A 14,599-nucleotide genomic window follows, 5' to 3' on the forward strand; every position below is an offset into this window, starting at 1 on the left:
ACGTTGCGCGGCCGCCCCAGGCCGTGCGTGCTTGTTGCCTGCGCAGACTGTCGATATCCTGGCATGTGCGGCATTTCGCCGTCGAACCCTGGAGCATCGTAAGCATGAGCACCGCTGAACGCCATGATTCCTCTTCCCTCGACGCGACGGCGCTGGGCGCCGACATCGCGCTAGGGGTCATCACCGCCCGTGCTGCCATGCAGCAGGCGGTGGACCGGGTAGCGGCGCGCAATCCGTCGATCAACGCGGCCTGCGGCGTCGAAGCCGAAACAGGCCTGCGGCTGGCCCAGGCCCTGGACGACGAACTGGCGGCGCTGTCGCCCGAGCAGCGGCAGGCGCAATTGCAGCACCGCCCATTCCTGGGCGTGCCGACCTTGCTTAAGGATTTGGGCACCGCCGCGCTCGGCCTGCCCAGCGCGATGGGATCGGTGCTGTACGGCCATGTCGCCTGGAACGTCGACGCCGAGATCGTCAAGCGCTATCGCCACGCGGGCCTGATTCCGTTTGGCCGCAGCACCAGCGCCGAACTGGGCTTGAGCCCCACGACGGAATCCCCGGCCTATGGGCCTCCCACCCAAAACCCCTGGAAAGCCGGCCATAGCGCGGGCGGCTCCAGCGGGGGCGCGGGGGCGGCGCTGGCAAGCGGCATGGTGCGGATCGCGCACGGCAGCGACGGCGGCGGCTCCATTCGCATTCCGGCATCGTGCTGCGGGGTGCTGGGCCTGAAGCCGTCGCGCGGGCTGATGCCGCTGGGTCCGCTGAAGGGCGAAGGCTGGGGCGGCTTGGCTACCGAGCACATGATGACAATTTCGGTGCGCGACTGCGCCGCGTCCCTGGATATCAGCGCGGGCGCCGACGTGGGCGCGCCGTATGCGGCCCCGGCGCAGCCTGCAGAATCCTACCGGGCCGTGGTGGCGCGCGTGTCGGCCGATCCGCAAAGCGCCCCGCGCCGCCGTATCGCTTTTATCAACACCACCTATGAAGGCGGGGTCATCCACCCCGAAGTGGCCGCCACCTTGGATGAGGCCGCGCGCTTTTTCGCCGCGCTGGGCCATGAACTGGTGCCGGCCTTGCCGCCGGTGGGGTCGGAAGAGGTGTTGTCGCCGATGCTGCCGCTGATCGCCAGCGCCGCGGCCAATGCCATCGACAGTTTCGTCGCGGCGCGCGGTCGCCGCTTGGCCGCCGACGAATTGCAGCCCACGACGCTGGGCGCGCGCGAGTACGCCCGCGCGATCTCGGGTTCGCAATATGTGGCGTGCGTGGATACCTGCCACGAAATCACGCGCCGCATCGGCCGCTTCCTGCATCGCGACGGCGCGCATGGCTATGACCTGTTCCTGACGCCGGTGCTGGCGCAGCCGCCCGCGCCCATCGGCCGCTACGCCATGGACAACGCCGATTACCTGGCCTACCGTCTGGGCAAGAAGGGCGTGATCGGCTATTCGCCCTTTGCGCCCCTGGCCAACCTGACCGGCATGCCCGCGATTTCCATTCCCTTTGGCATGTCGTCTGACGGCTTGCCGATCGGCATCCAGGTGATGGGCCCGCTGGGCAGCGAAGCGCTGCTGCTGGAGCTGGCCGCGCAGGTCGAGGCCTTGCGGCCCTGGGCGTTGGTGGCGCCCATGGCCAGATAAATAGCCGAATGCTCCAGGGAGCCGCCATGTCTTCGTTTGCGACGCATACCGTGCAGAACCAGGCGCCCGCCCTGGAAGACTATTCCCTGTACGACACGGACCCGGCCTTGCGCGAGGCGGTGCGCCGCGAAGGGGCCGACGGCTGGTCGGGCGATCTGGCCGCGCATGGCGCGTGGCTGGGCCGCGCGCAAACGCTGGCGGCTGGCGCCGAGGCCAACCGTTGCCCGCCCCGTTTGATGAGCTATGACCGCAACGGTCATCGTATCGACCACGTTGAATTCCACCCGGCCTGGAACGTGCTGATGAGCGGCATCGTCGCGCGCGGCTTGCACAGCCGCGCCTGGGCGCAACCGGTGCCGGGCGCGCAAGTGGCGCGGGCCGCGGCGTATCTGATGCAAGGGCAGGTTGAAGCCGGCACGCTGTGCCCCACCACCATGACGTTTGCCGCCGTGCCGCTGCTGCAACGTGAACCGGCGGGCGCCGTGGATTTTGCCGGGCAGTGGCTGCCTGCGTTGTACTCGCGCGAGTTCGACGCCGCCGACGCGCCGCTTGCGGCCAAGCGCAGCGCCCTGATCGGCATGGGGCTGACCGAAAAGCAGGGCGGTTCTGATTTGCGTGCGGTGACCACCCGCGCCACGCCATTGGGCGCGCCGGGCCGCGGCAACGCGTACCAATTGGTGGGACACAAGTGGTTTTTCTCGGTGCCGCAAGCCGATGCGCATCTGGTGCTGGCGCAGACGGACGAAGGGCTCAGTTGCCTGTTCGTGCCGCGCTGGATTCCGGATGGCCCCCGCAACGCCGTGCGCGTGCGCCGCTTGAAAGACAAATTGGGCAATCGCAGCAACGCCAGCGCCGAAGTCGAATTCGAAGACGCCTGGGGCGTCATGGTGGGCGAACCGGGGCGCGGGCTGGCGGTGCTGCTGGAAATGGCCGCCACAACGCGGCTGGATTGCGTGCTGGGCAGCGCCGCGCTGCTGCGGCAGGCGCTGGTGCAATCCATCCATCATGCCCAGCATCGGCACGCGTTCGGCAAGCCGCTGATCGCCCAGCCGCTGATGCGCAATGTGTTGGCGGACCTGGCGTTGGAAAGCGAGGCGGCGATGGTGTTGGCGCTGCGGCTGGCGCGTGCGGTGGATGGGCGCGGAGGCGGACAACAAAGCGGACAAGAACGCGTGCAGGATGGCGCGCTGAACCGCGCGCTGGTGCGTGTGGGCACGCCGGCGGCCAAGCTCTGGATCTGCAAGCGGGCGATCAGCGCGGTCGCCGAATGCATGGAAGTGTGGGGCGGCAACGGCTATGTGGAAGAGGGGCCCATGCCCCGTATTTATCGTGAAACCCCTGTCAATTCCGTTTGGGAAGGGTCGGGCAACGTGATGGCGCTGGATGTGCTGCGCGCCCTGCAACGCGAGCCCGACGCCTTGCCCGCGCTGGAACAGGAATTCGCAGCCGCTGCCGGCCAGCACCGCGCGTTCGACCAGGCGGTGGCGCAATGGCGCGCGATGTTGGCGGATACCAGCCAGGCGGAATTCCAGGCACGGCGCATCGCTTGCGGGTTGGCGCGCCTGTGGCAGGCGGCCTTGTTGATCCAGCACGCGCCCGACGCGGTCGCGCAGGCGTTCGTCGCCAGCCGCCTGCATGCCGATGGCGGCGTTTTTGGTGAACTGGCGGCGGGGGTGGATACGTCTGTCATCCTGTCGCGGGCCTGGCCCGCCGCCGCATGCTAAATTTCCTGGCTTAACCAACCTTCCCGCATTACTCCGCCATGCTCTCCCAGCAAGAACTCAAGCAGCAAGCCGCCGACGCCGCCCTGGAATTCGTTGAAGCCGTCGCCGGCCCGGACGCCATCATCGGCGTGGGCACGGGCTCCACCGCCGACCTGTTCATTGATGGCCTGGCGCGTTTCAAGGGCCGCATTGCCGGCACCGTCGCCAGTTCCGAGCGCAGCGCCGCCCGCCTGGCCGCTCACGGCTTGAAAGTGCTGGACTTGAACGACGTCTCGACGATGCCGATCTATGTCGACGGTGCCGACGAAATCGACGCGAATCTGTACATGATCAAGGGCGGCGGCGGCGCCCTGACGCGCGAGAAAATCGTGGCCTCGGTCGCCGAGCGCTTCATCTGCATCGCCGACGAATCGAAGCTGGTCGACACCCTGGGCAAGTTCCCGCTGCCGCTGGAAGTGATTCCGATGGCGCGCGAATCCGTGGCCCGCGCATTGACCCTGCTGGGCGGCCAGCCGCGCCTGCGTGAAGGTTTTGTCACCGATAACGGCAACATCATCCTGGACGTATCGGGCCTGCTCATCAAAGACCCGCTGGCGTTCGAAGCCCGCGTGAACAATCTGCCAGGCGTCGTCACCTGCGGCCTGTTCGCGTTGGCAGGCGCTGATGTGGCCTTGCTGGCCACCCAGAACGGCATTCGCCGCCTGGATCGCGTGGCGTAATTCCGGGCCTCGCCGCGCCACTTTCCGCCGTTACGCGCTGCCTGCGCATTGCCACCGCCGCTCCGCCTTGCGGGCGGCGGAGGCCCGATTCATAATCCTGTCACACTTGGGTCATAACCTTGCCGGTTGTGCAGGCCCATCTCGTAACTCTCTTATTTCGGGGCAATGCAATGAGATCAACCACGCAGGGAGCCCGGATGACGGAGCATACAAACAAGCAGTTCGACGCCGATCTGGAAAGCGTCCGTTCGCAGTTCTTGCAAATGGGCGGCTTGGTGGAAGCCATGATCCAGGAAGCGATCGACGCGCTGGCCACGGGCGACCTGTCGCTGGTGGATAAAGTCCGTGAGCGGGAAAAGGAAGTCAACCGCCACGAAGTCGAGATCGACGAAAGCATCAGCCGCATCCTGGCCCGCCACCAGCCCACCGCCATCGACCTGCGCATGCTGATGGCCGTGTCGAAGATGCTGACCGACATGGAGCGTTCCGGTGATGAGGCCGAAAAGGTCGCCACCGTTGCCCGCCGCATCCATGAAGCGGAACTGCGCCATATTCCCGTGATCGAACTGCGCCACATGGCCGCCAATGTGCGCACCATGCTGCATCAGGCGCTGGACGCGTTCGCGCGCCTTGACCCGATCCTGGCCGCCGCCGTCGTGCGCAGCGACAAGGAAGTGGACAAGGAATGGAAGGGCGCGCTGCGCCACCTGATCACCTACATGATCGAAGACCCGCGCACCATCTCGCGCGCCATTGACATGATCTTCATTGCGCGCGCGCTGGAACGTATTGGCGACCACGCCAAGAACATGTCCGAACGCGTCATCTACATGGTCAAGGGCGCCGACGTGCGTCACACCGGCGTGAAGAACACCGAGCGCCTGGCGCGCGGTGAAGAAGAGCCGGACGACGAAGACAAATAAGCCCAGCCCAGCCGCCAGCCGGTTTTACAGCGGCAGGGTAGCGCCCAGACACAGGCGAGGATCAGGCACGCCCGGCTTGCCGGCATCGATGCGCCCGGCCAGGCGGCGTCCGAACGCCGGCATGGCGGGTGTGCTGATTTCCAGGTCGTACCAGCCTTCGCGTCCGGCGTATTTGAGCTCCAGCGCGCCGCCGGCCTCCACGTGCGCCATGGCGCGCCAGCCATCGCCCATGTGGGATTCCACTTTGACGGGCTGCGGCATGTCGCTGTGATTGACCAGGCGCAGGCGCAGGCCCGACGTGACTGGCACCAGTTGCGTTTCGAGCAGGCCGGCATCGCGCGCATCCCCGCGGAATTGCCGGTGAAAGCCATCGGGCCCAAGCAGCCAGAGGTCGTACGCGCCGCCAGCGCCCACGCGCCACCCGTCATCCAGGCGGGCGCCCGCGCCCACGGTGTAGCGGCGGGGCGCGCGCGCCAGATCATTGCGGTCATACACATGTAGCACGGCGGCCACACTGCCCGGGTTGCGCAAGGTCAGCCGGTAGTGCTCGCCATCGGCGGTGATGCGGCCCACGGCATCCAGCGCATACGGCAGCGGACAGGCGTGGCGGTTGCTGTCGTGATGATGCGCGCCCCGGTCGCCCGCGAAGTCGAAGGCGGAGGTCAGGTCGCCTGCCACGGCGCGGCGCCAGGGGCTGATGTTGGGTTCTTCGACGCCGAAGCGGGCTTCCAGAAAGCGGATCACCGACGTGTGATCAAACACTTGTGAATTGACCCAGCCGCCACGGCTCCACGGCGACACCACCAGCATCGGCACACGCGGCCCCAGGCCGAAACTCCGGCCATGCAGGCTGGCGGGGTCTTCAGAGGTGGCGGCGCTGCGGCCGTGTCTGGCGTCGTGGTATTCGCCGTCCAGCTCCACGGTGGACAGGCCGCCGGACTCGCCATCCGCGCAGCGGGCGGGCGGCGCGGGCGGCGGCATGTGGTCGAAGAAGCAGTCGTTCTCGTCATAGGTGACGAGAAACACGCAGCGGCTCCAGGTGTCGAGATTCGCCGTCAGAATGTCCAGCACCCGTTCCGTGTAGGCGCCGCCTTGGCAGGGCGACGAGACCTCGGGGTGCTCGGAGTCTGCGGTGGGCGCAATGATCCAGGACACTTGCGGCAGCGTGCCGGCAGCGACGTCGCGCGCCAGATCATCCAGCGTGCAGGTGGACAGGCCGCGGTCGCGCAACGGGGCGTGCGCCGCGCCGCTCGCGTGTTCGCGGCGGTATTGCTGGAAACCGGCCAGCGGGTTGTCGTGGAAGTTGTCCGCCATGTCTTGATAGATGCGCCAGTCCACGCCGGCTTGCTGCAAGCGTTCGGGGTAGGTGGTCCAGGCGTAGCCTTCGCGGGCGGGACCCAAGCGGTCAAAGTGATTGACCAGCGCGGGGCCGCCCGCCAGGCCGGCAGGGTCATTCGTGCCGGTCCACAAGAACAGGCGATTCGGATTGGTGCCGCCTTGCAGCGAACAGTGATAGGCGTCGCACAGCGTGAAGGCATTGGCCAGCGCCGTCTGGAACGGCACGTCGGCGCTTGTGTAAGCCCCCATGCCCAAACGGCTCTTGGCGGATAGCCATTGGTCCATGCGGCCGTCGTTCCACGCGCGTTGCGCATCGTCCCAGGTGTGCGGCGTGATGTAGCCCACGGGCGTGTGGCTGGCGTACTCCGCTTGCAGCGCATAGGGGCGGCAGCGCGTATCGCCGTCCGTCTGCGTCAGCACATTGCCGGCCAAGGTGGGCAAAGGATGCGGGTCCGCAAAGCCGCGCACGCCGGGCAGGGTGCCGAAGTAATGGTCGAACGACCGGTTTTCCTGCATCAGGATGACGACGTGCTGCACATCTTGCAGCGTGCCCGTCTTGCGATCAGGGGCAATCGCCACGGCGCGCTGGATGGACGACGGCGGGTCGGCGGGACGGGGCGAGCGCGATTCTTCTTTCATGACAGCCTTAATACGGCCTGAAATCCAGCAATCTTAAGGGCGGCGTGCTGGCGTGCCACGATAAAGCTGACACAGGCCGAAAAACACGAAGCCCCTCGTGGGCGGAGGGGCTTCGTGGGGGAGCCGCGCGTTGCCTGTGGGCAGGGCGGCATAGCCAGATCAGGCCGACGGCGGGACGTAGCCGTGGGCTTCGACGGTGCCGTCTTCGAACAGGAAACGTTCCATCTGTTCTTTCAGATACTTGCGTGCGCGGGCGTCCGCCAGGTTCAGGCGGTTTTCATTGACCAGACGCGTCTGGATCGCCTTCCATTCTTCCCAAGCTTCCTTGGAAATGCTCTGCCAGATCTTGGTGCCGAGCTCGCCGGGGTAGGGAGGAAAATCCAGCCCTTCGGCTTCACGCTTCAATTTCACACAGTTGACGATACGGGACATGTTTCGCTGCCGGAAAGATAGATAACGGCGTATTTTAGCGGGCTTGGCGTCCAGAGGGCGCCAAGCCCCTTCCAGCCCTGCGGTCTGGCCGCCCGGGCAGGCCGTGGCCGGCCGGCTACAGCTTCTTGATGAAGACGAGGCTGTTGCGCGAACGGTTGTAGTTGTTCTGCTTTTCGCGGGGCAGGTCGGTGATGCCGCCCTGGACGAAACCGCGCTTCATGAACCAGTGCGACGTACGCGTGGTCAGCACGAACAGGCGCTTGGCGCCGGTGGCGCGCGCGCGCGACTCCATGTGGCGCAAGAGGATTTCGCCTTCGCCGGAGCCTTGCCATTCAGGATGCACGATCAGGCAGGCCATTTCAGCCATCTGCTCGTCGGCAAACGTATGCAGCGCGGCGCAGCCGTAGATCACGCCGTCGTGCTCCAGCACCGTGAAGTTTTCCACGTCGCGTTCGATCACGCTGCGCGGGCGCGGCACCAAGGTGCCGTCGGCTTCCAGCGGTTCGATCAGGCTCAGAATGGCGCCCACGTCGTCGATGGTGGCGGCGCGCAGATCGTCCAGCGTGTCTTCCACCACCATGGTGCCCACGCCGTCGTGGGTGAAGATTTCAAGCAGCACGCTGCCATCCAGCGCAAACGGCAGCAGGTGGGCGCGCGCCACGCCGCGTTTGACCGCGAGCGATGCGTATTGCAGGAACGCGTGCGTTTCTTCGTCGAGCTCGCCGCCCGCCAAGAGCGCGTCGGCGTCCACGCGGGCAAGTTCCGTGTCCAGCGTGCCGTCGTCGTTCAGCACGCCGTGCGAGCTGGACAGGAAAATCAGCTTTTCCGCGCGCAGCGCCACGGCGACGCTGGTGGCCAGGTCTTCCATGGCCAGGTTGAAGGCGTCGCCCGTGGGCGAGAAGCCCAGCGGCGACAGCAGCACCACCGACGAGCCTTTCTCGATGGCGAACTTCAGCGCGTCGACGTCAATCTTGCGCACTTGGCCCGTGTGCTTGTAGTCCACGCCTTCCAGCACGCCGGTCGGGCGCGCGGTGACGAAGTTGCCAGAAATGACGCGGATGTGCGCGTGCGACATCGGCGTGTTGGGCAGCCCCTGGCTGAACGCGGCTTCGATATCCAGGCGGATTTCGCCCGCCGCTTCCTTGGCGCATTCCAGCGCGGCGGCGTCGGTGGGCGACAGGCCGCGGTCAAACTGCTGCGTGTAACCCTTCAGGCGCAACTGCTCGTTGACCTGCGGGCGCGAGCCGTGCACCAGCACCAGGCGGATGCCCAGCGACGACAGCAACGACAAATCCTGCACCAACGCATTCAGCGCGCCAGCCTGCACCAGTTCACCGCCGAACGCCACCACGAAGGTCTTGCCTCGGAATGCATGCACATAGGGCGCCACGTCTCGAAACCATCGGACGAACTGGGCGGGTGCGAATTCTGGGGCTTCAAGGGCGGAGACGGTGTCGGGTTCCAGGTCGGGCATGATGTGCGTTGCAAGGTCCTATGAGATCGCGGGACGGCGTGGCCTTGGGCCTGCCGCTCGCGCCGCCAGGGGGCGGCGCTACGCGGAATTATATGGCCGCAAGGCTCCCCCACCGTTGCAACGCGTGACAGGATTTGTTGCGCGCCGCCCACGGCCAGTCTCAATGCCCCGGCAGATGCCGGTGCTCCAGCCGGCTCAACAGGCGCACCACCGGCCACAGCAGGATCAGGTAGAACAGCGCGGCCAGCACAATGGGCGACGGGTTGTACACCAGCGACTGGGCGTCGCGCGCCACCCGCAGCAGCTCGGGCAGCGCCACGGCGCTGGCCAGCGTGGTCAGCTTGACCACTTCAAGCGTGTTGCTGATCAGGTCGGGCATGACGTTGCGCGTGGCTTGCGGAATCTGCACATGCCACAGCGTTTGCCAACTGGACAGCCCGGTGGAGCGGGCCGCTTCGATCTGGCCGCGCGGCACGCTCTCCAGCCCGGCTCGGAACACCTCGCCATAATAAGAAGAATTATTCAGCATGAAGCCGATGGCCACGGCGAGCAGCTTGGGCAGGTCCAGGCCCAGAAACGGCGCGCCGAAGTAGATGAAGATCAGCAGCACCAGCGGCGGCAGCGCACGGAAAAAGTCGATATAGACCGCCAGCAGCACCCGCGCCCAACGCCGCTTGAGCGTGATCGACAGCACGCCGATCAACAGGCCCGAGGCCAGCCCCACTGGAATCACCATCGCCGACAGCAACAGCGTGCGGCCCAAGCCTTGCAGCAGGTAGGGCGCGACATTCTTGTAGATATTCAGATTGAAAAAGTTTTGCAGGATTTCATCCATGCCATTCCCCTTGGACCCTGTGGCCGCTCAGTGCTTCTCGCTCAGTGCTTCCACTTGAAGCGGGTTTCGGTCCATCGTCCCAGAATCACCACGGGCAGAAAGATCAGCAGGCAGGCGATGGCCGCCAGCGTCAGCGGCGTGGCGTTGCCCGCGTTGCTGCTGGCCGACTGCGCGTTGTTGAGCACCTCGCTCAAGCCCACCACCGACCCCAGCGCGGTGCTCTTGGTGATGGCGATGACACGATTCGTCAGCGGCGCCACCGTCAGCCGCATCGCTTGCGGCATCACCACATACACCATGCTTTGCAGCCAGTTCAGGCCTGTCGAGCGGGCCGCTTCGGCCTGGCCGCGCGGAACCGACAGAATGCCGGCCCAGAAGATTTCTTCGGCAAACGCCGCCAGCACCAGCGACAGCGACAGCCAGCAGGCCATGAAGGCCGACATCGACAGATTGATGTATGGGAACGCAAAGAACAGCAGCATGATGACCACCAGCGGCGGCAAGGCGCGCAGGATGTCGGCAAAGCAGATGATCAGGAAGTTCAGCGGCCGGATGCGCAGCGCGCGCACCACGGCCAGCACCAGGCCCAGCGCAACGCCGGTGGCGGCCACCGCCACCCCCAATTGCAGCGTGATCCACATGCCGGACAGGATGTCCGGCAAATACCGCCAGGCGACTTCCGCGTTGAAAAAAGAAAACAGCAGGGCTTTCAGATCCATGGAATACGTACCAACTGCGCGCTAGGCGGCATGTTCCGCCATGCGGGCAAGGAATGCCTGCGTGCGGGGTTGACGGGGGGCGCCAAAGACGTCCTGCGGCGGGCCTTGTTCGACAATCACGCCGCCGTCCATGAACACGACGCGGTCGGCCGCCGCTTTGGCGAATCCCATTTCGTGGCTGACCACCATCATCGTCATGCCGTCTTTCTTCAATTCACGCATGACGTTCAGCACGCTGCCCACCAGCTCGGGGTCCAGCGCGCTGGTGGGCTCGTCAAACAGCACCACCTTGGGCCGCAGCGCGAGCGACCGCGCAATTCCCACGCGCTGCTGCTGGCCGCCAGACAGCTGATCGGGATACGACGACGCCTTGTCGGCAAGGCCGACGCGGTCCAGCGCTTCCATGCCGCGCCGGTCCGCCTCGGCCCGCGCCAGCTTCTGCACCTTGCGCAGCGCCAGCGTGATGTTGCCCAGCACCGACATGTGGCGGTACAGGTTGAAGTGCTGAAACACCATGCCGATGTTCTGGCGGATGCGGTTCAGCGGGGCGGCGGGCGCGGTGATTTCATCGCCATCAACATGGATGCTGCCGGACGTGGGCTCTTCCAGCCGGTTGCAGCAGCGCAAGAGGCTGCTTTTACCCGAGCCGGACGGGCCGATCATGAAGACCAGCTCGCCCCGTTTGACTTCCAGGTCGATACCCTTGAGCACCGCGTTGTCGCCGTAGGACTTGTGCAGCCCGGCGATTTTCAGGATGGGAGTTTCCATCATGTGGCTCCTGGTTGGCGGGCGCGGGCTCAGCTGCAACGCAGTTCGACGGGCGTGGCGTCGTAGCCGGGCAGGTCCGGCACGCCTTGGCCCGGGGTGACGGTCACCGCGGCCGTGCCGGCTGCGGGCGTGAAGCCAAACCACTTCTGCGCAAGCTTGGATACGGTGCCGTCCTGCTTCAGGCACTTCAGGGCGGACGACACGCGGTTGCGGCCTTCCTTGTCGTCCAGCCGGAACGCCAGCGCCCAGACCAGACCGGTTTTGATGGTGTAGCTGGTGCGCACGGCGGGGTTCTGCTTGGCGGCCCAGGCTGCGACCGTATTGCCGGCCAGGTTGGCGTCGGCGCGGCCGGATTGCACCGCCTGCACCGCGTCGGCGTTGGACGCATAGACGTCGTACTTGAAGCCGTATTTAGCGGCGTTGTCGCGCGCCCAGTTCTCGTAGGCCGAGCCCTTGTTGACCGCCAGCTTGCGGCCCTTCAGGTCGTCCAGCCCCGAGATGTCTTTGCCGGATTTGGCGATCACGAACGTGTAGTCGGTGTTCAGATAACCCTCGGAAAACAGCAGCGCGCGGGCGCGTTCCTCGGTGGCCGTGGTGGGCGCCAGCACGAAGTCGTATTTCTTGGCGTTCAGCCCCGGAATCAGCGCGGCGTACTCGGTGCCTTCGATGGTGATGGTGGTGCCCAGCTGCTTGGCAATCGCTTGCCCCAGTTCAATGTTGAAGCCGTCCAGGCCGCCGCCCAGCTTGGGCATGGCGTGCGGCGCAAAGGTGGCGTCCACGCCTGTCGTCAGCGGCTGGGCAGCGTGCGCCAGCCCGGCGCCGGCCACAAGCAGGGTCAGGCCACAGCGGCTGGCGAACGAGAAAATGCGGGAGTTGCGGTTCATGGCGGTCCTTTAGGGAAGAGGCGTCTTGCCCAACGCCGGCCCGGCTCCCACGCGCTCAAGAATCAAGCCGTAGTGTTCCGGGCGCCGATGGGCGGCGAAGTTGAAGATGTGCTGCTTGAAGGTGTCTCCCAATGCCAGGTCAGCCTGGCAAAAAATCACCTCATCCTCCTCCCCCTGCGCCTGCGCCACGATCTCGCCCGTAGGCGCGACGATGGCTGATCCGGCGATCAGGTGGCTGCCGTCTTCCACGCCGGCCTTGCCTGCCGCCGCCACCCACACCGCGTTTTGATACGCGGCGGCCTGCAAACTGAGCAGGTGGTGGAACATGCGCAAGTGGACCGGTTCATTCCAGTGGATATTCAATGACGGCGTGTTGTATCCCAGCGCCACAACCTCGGCGCCTTGCAGCGCCAGCACGCGCCAGGCTTCCGTCCAGCGGCGGTCGTTGCACAGACACATGCCGATGCGTGTCCCCAGGGTTTCCCAAACGTTGAAGCCTTCGTTGCCGACTTCAAAGAATTTCTTTTCCAGATGCTGGAACGGCGCCTGCGGCTTGTGGTCGCTGTGGCCCGGCAGATGGATCTTGCGATAGCGCCCGACGATGCGCGCGTTCGTGTCGACCAGGATGCTGGTATTGAACCGGCGCCCGTCGGATGCGACTTCGGCATAGCCCAGATAGAAACCAATGCCCAGCTCGCGCGCGGTGTCGAACAGGATGCGGGTATCGGGGCCAGGCATTTCCTTTTCGAAGTAGCGGGCCACGGCCTCTTCTTCCGTCATCCAATAGCGCGGAAAGAACGTGGTCAGCGCCAGCTCCGGAAACACCACCAGCTTCGCGCCGCGCGCGTGGGCCTCGCGCATCATGGCCAGCAGCCGGGCCACGGCCTGGCGCCGGGTTTCGTCAGGCTGCACCGGGCCCATCTGCGCGACCGCCAGGCCAAAGGGACGTTTGCTCATCACGGGTTCCTTATTCGTTTGTGGCGGCGGGCGCGTTATGCGTTGGACGCGGTGGCGCGGGCGTCGGCAGTGCTGAAGTACTTGCGCACCAGCGCGTCCGGGTTGCCGTTCAATCGCTGGCGCAGCACGGGTTCCGGCGTGCCGCGCTTGATGAACTGGCCGCTGCCGCGCGCCACATGCAGTTCGCCGTTTTCCACCGCGATGCGCCCGCGGCTGATCACCACTTCGGGCCAGCCGCGCACCGTCTTGCCTTCGTAGGGCGTGTAGCCCACGTTGTCGTGCAGCATGGCGGTGCCGATCGTGACGAGGCGATCCGGGTTCCAGATGGCGATGTCGGCGTCGGCGCCTACCGCGATCGTGCCTTTCTTCGGGTACAGGCCGTAAGTGCGGGCATGGTTGGTGGAGGTCAGCGCGACGAAGCGTTCGATGCTCAGGCGTCCGCCCAGCACGCCTTCGGAGAACAGCAGCGGCATGCGCACTTCCAGGCCGGGCACGCCATTGGCCACATCTTTGAACGTGGTGTCTTCACCCTTGGGCAACTTGCCGCTGGCGTCGAACCGGTAGGGGGCGTGGTCCGACGAATACAGTTGCAGCGTGCCGTTGATCAGCCCTTGCCATACGGCCTCTTGCGAAGCCGGATCGCGCGGCGGCGGGCTGCAGCAGAACTTGGCGCCTTCCAGCCCGGGCTGGTCGATGTCTTCCGCCGTCAGGAACAGGTATTGCGGGCAGCTTTCCGCATGAATGGGCAGCCCCAGCGCTTGCGACGAGTGCACCACGCGCACCGCTTCCTGGCCCGCCACGTGCACGATAAGGATCGGCACGTCCATCATGCGCGCCAAGGTCACGGCGCGGTTCGTCGCTTCGCTTTCGGCCAGCGGCGTGTGGGCCACGGCGTGGTACTTGGGCGCGGTCATGCCGCGTTCGGCCAGGCGGCGCGCCACCCAGCGGATCATGTCGTTGTTTTCGGCATGCACCATCACCAGCGCGCCTTCGCGATCGGCCACTTCCAGAACGTCTAGCAGCTGGTAGTCGTCGAGCTTCAAGCGGTCATACGTCATGAAGACCTTGAACGAGGTGATGCCGTTGCGGATCAGTTCGGGCAGGTCATGGCGCAGCGCCTGTTCGGTCGGGTCTGACAGGATCAGGTGAAAGCCGTAGTCAATAACGGCCTTCTCGGCGGCGCGGCGGGCGTAGTCGGACACCACATCGGGCAAGGCGTTGCCGCGATGCTGGGCCGCGAACGGAATGATGGTGGTGGTGCCGCCGAACGCGGCCGACACGGTGGCGCTGTAGAAGTCGTCGGCGCACATGATGCCCATGCCGGACAACTGTTCAACGTGGCAATGGCTGTCGATGCCGCCGGGCAGCACCCAGCGGCCGGCCGCGTCGATGTCCCGCTTGCCGGGCGCCAGGCCCTGGCCCAGCGCCGCGATCACGCCATCGCGCACGCCGATGTCAGCGGTAAAGGTGTCGGTGGCCGTGCTGATGCGGCCGTTGCGGATGGTCAGGTCAAAGGGGGCGGTGTTGGTCATGGGGGGGCTGCAAGGATAAGA

General features: G+C 65.9%; 13 protein-coding genes. 4 read left to right on the plus strand and 9 right to left on the minus strand.

Going from position 1 to position 14,599, the window contains the following annotated elements:
- Positions 1–104: 104 nt before the first annotated feature.
- The 4 genes from ACFZAI_RS12040 to phoU all read left to right on the plus strand — a co-directional run bounded on the left by ACFZAI_RS12040 (position 105) and on the right by phoU (position 5,000).
- A complete protein-coding gene (locus ACFZAI_RS12040; RefSeq protein WP_391567057.1) occupies positions 105–1,634 on the plus strand; it encodes an amidase in 1,530 nt (509 codons plus the stop codon).
- Positions 1,635–1,660: 26 nt separating this feature from the next.
- The gene (locus tag ACFZAI_RS12045) at positions 1,661–3,358 is read left to right on the plus strand and encodes an isovaleryl-CoA dehydrogenase (RefSeq protein ID WP_391567058.1); all 1,698 of its coding nucleotides are present in this window, start codon (positions 1,661–1,663) and stop codon (positions 3,356–3,358) included.
- Between the two features lie 38 nt (positions 3,359–3,396).
- Positions 3,397–4,077 (plus strand): ribose-5-phosphate isomerase RpiA, encoded by a 681-nt coding sequence (gene rpiA, locus ACFZAI_RS12050; RefSeq protein WP_391567059.1) that lies wholly within the window; start codon positions 3,397–3,399, stop codon positions 4,075–4,077.
- A 197-nt stretch (positions 4,078–4,274) separates the two neighbouring features.
- Positions 4,275–5,000, plus strand: a complete 726-nt coding sequence (gene phoU, locus ACFZAI_RS12055) for a phosphate signaling complex protein PhoU (RefSeq protein WP_391567060.1) — start codon at positions 4,275–4,277, stop codon at positions 4,998–5,000.
- Between the two features lie 24 nt (positions 5,001–5,024).
- On the opposite strand, the gene ACFZAI_RS12060 is transcribed toward phoU, so the two are convergent.
- The 9 genes from ACFZAI_RS12060 to hydA form a co-directional block, all read right to left on the minus strand.
- Positions 5,025–6,977: a phosphocholine-specific phospholipase C gene (locus ACFZAI_RS12060; RefSeq protein WP_391567061.1), complete on the minus strand. Its 1,953-nt coding sequence runs from the start codon at positions 6,975–6,977 to the stop codon at positions 5,025–5,027.
- A 159-nt stretch (positions 6,978–7,136) separates the two neighbouring features.
- Positions 7,137–7,409, minus strand: a complete 273-nt coding sequence (locus tag ACFZAI_RS12065) for an oxidative damage protection protein (RefSeq protein WP_006218476.1) — start codon at positions 7,407–7,409, stop codon at positions 7,137–7,139.
- Positions 7,410–7,524: 115 nt separating this feature from the next.
- Positions 7,525–8,883, minus strand: a complete 1,359-nt coding sequence (gene argA / locus ACFZAI_RS12070; protein WP_391567062.1) for an amino-acid N-acetyltransferase — start codon at positions 8,881–8,883, stop codon at positions 7,525–7,527.
- A 160-nt stretch (positions 8,884–9,043) separates the two neighbouring features.
- Positions 9,044–9,718 carry an amino acid ABC transporter permease gene (locus ACFZAI_RS12075; RefSeq protein WP_054428110.1) on the minus strand — a complete coding sequence of 225 codons (675 nt, stop codon included), beginning with the start codon at positions 9,716–9,718 and terminating at the stop codon, positions 9,044–9,046.
- Between the two features lie 41 nt (positions 9,719–9,759).
- Positions 9,760–10,437 (minus strand): amino acid ABC transporter permease, encoded by a 678-nt coding sequence (locus ACFZAI_RS12080; protein WP_233214170.1) that lies wholly within the window; start codon positions 10,435–10,437, stop codon positions 9,760–9,762.
- Between the two features lie 21 nt (positions 10,438–10,458).
- Positions 10,459–11,205 (minus strand): amino acid ABC transporter ATP-binding protein, encoded by a 747-nt coding sequence (locus ACFZAI_RS12085; RefSeq protein ID WP_391567116.1) that lies wholly within the window; start codon positions 11,203–11,205, stop codon positions 10,459–10,461.
- 29 nt (positions 11,206–11,234) lie between these two features.
- Positions 11,235–12,089: a transporter substrate-binding domain-containing protein gene (locus ACFZAI_RS12090; protein ID WP_391567063.1), complete on the minus strand. Its 855-nt coding sequence runs from the start codon at positions 12,087–12,089 to the stop codon at positions 11,235–11,237.
- A gap of 9 nt (positions 12,090–12,098) precedes the next feature.
- Positions 12,099–13,046, minus strand: coding sequence for an N-carbamoyl-D-amino-acid hydrolase (locus ACFZAI_RS12095; RefSeq protein ID WP_054428107.1), 948 nt, complete (start codon positions 13,044–13,046; stop codon positions 12,099–12,101).
- Positions 13,047–13,081: 35 nt separating this feature from the next.
- Positions 13,082–14,578, minus strand: coding sequence for a dihydropyrimidinase (gene hydA / locus ACFZAI_RS12100; RefSeq protein WP_391567064.1), 1,497 nt, complete (start codon positions 14,576–14,578; stop codon positions 13,082–13,084).
- Positions 14,579–14,599: the final 21 nt, after the last annotated feature.

This window comes from Achromobacter sp. NPDC008082, assembly GCF_042957345.1.
Classification (GTDB): Bacteria; Pseudomonadota; Gammaproteobacteria; order Burkholderiales; family Burkholderiaceae_B; genus Achromobacter; species Achromobacter kerstersii_A.

Coding starts and splice junctions, on each gene's coding strand:
- phoU (WP_391567060.1), top strand. CDS start 4,275: ATGACGGAGCATACAAACAAGCAGTTCGACGCCGATCTGGAAAGCGTC.
- ACFZAI_RS12065 (WP_006218476.1), bottom strand. CDS start 7,409: ATGTCCCGTATCGTCAACTGTGTGAAATTGAAGCGTGAAGCCGAAGGG.
- ACFZAI_RS12045 (WP_391567058.1), top strand. CDS start 1,661: ATGTCTTCGTTTGCGACGCATACCGTGCAGAACCAGGCGCCCGCCCTG.
- ACFZAI_RS12095 (WP_054428107.1), bottom strand. CDS start 13,046: ATGAGCAAACGTCCCTTTGGCCTGGCGGTCGCGCAGATGGGCCCGGTG.
- ACFZAI_RS12080 (WP_233214170.1), bottom strand. CDS start 10,437: ATGGATCTGAAAGCCCTGCTGTTTTCTTTTTTCAACGCGGAAGTCGCC.
- ACFZAI_RS12040 (WP_391567057.1), top strand. CDS start 105: ATGAGCACCGCTGAACGCCATGATTCCTCTTCCCTCGACGCGACGGCG.
- ACFZAI_RS12060 (WP_391567061.1), bottom strand. CDS start 6,977: ATGAAAGAAGAATCGCGCTCGCCCCGTCCCGCCGACCCGCCGTCGTCC.
- ACFZAI_RS12085 (WP_391567116.1), bottom strand. CDS start 11,205: ATGGAAACTCCCATCCTGAAAATCGCCGGGCTGCACAAGTCCTACGGC.
- argA (WP_391567062.1), bottom strand. CDS start 8,883: ATGCCCGACCTGGAACCCGACACCGTCTCCGCCCTTGAAGCCCCAGAA.
- hydA (WP_391567064.1), bottom strand. CDS start 14,578: ATGACCAACACCGCCCCCTTTGACCTGACCATCCGCAACGGCCGCATC.
- ACFZAI_RS12090 (WP_391567063.1), bottom strand. CDS start 12,089: ATGAACCGCAACTCCCGCATTTTCTCGTTCGCCAGCCGCTGTGGCCTG.
- rpiA (WP_391567059.1), top strand. CDS start 3,397: ATGCTCTCCCAGCAAGAACTCAAGCAGCAAGCCGCCGACGCCGCCCTG.
- ACFZAI_RS12075 (WP_054428110.1), bottom strand. CDS start 9,718: ATGGATGAAATCCTGCAAAACTTTTTCAATCTGAATATCTACAAGAAT.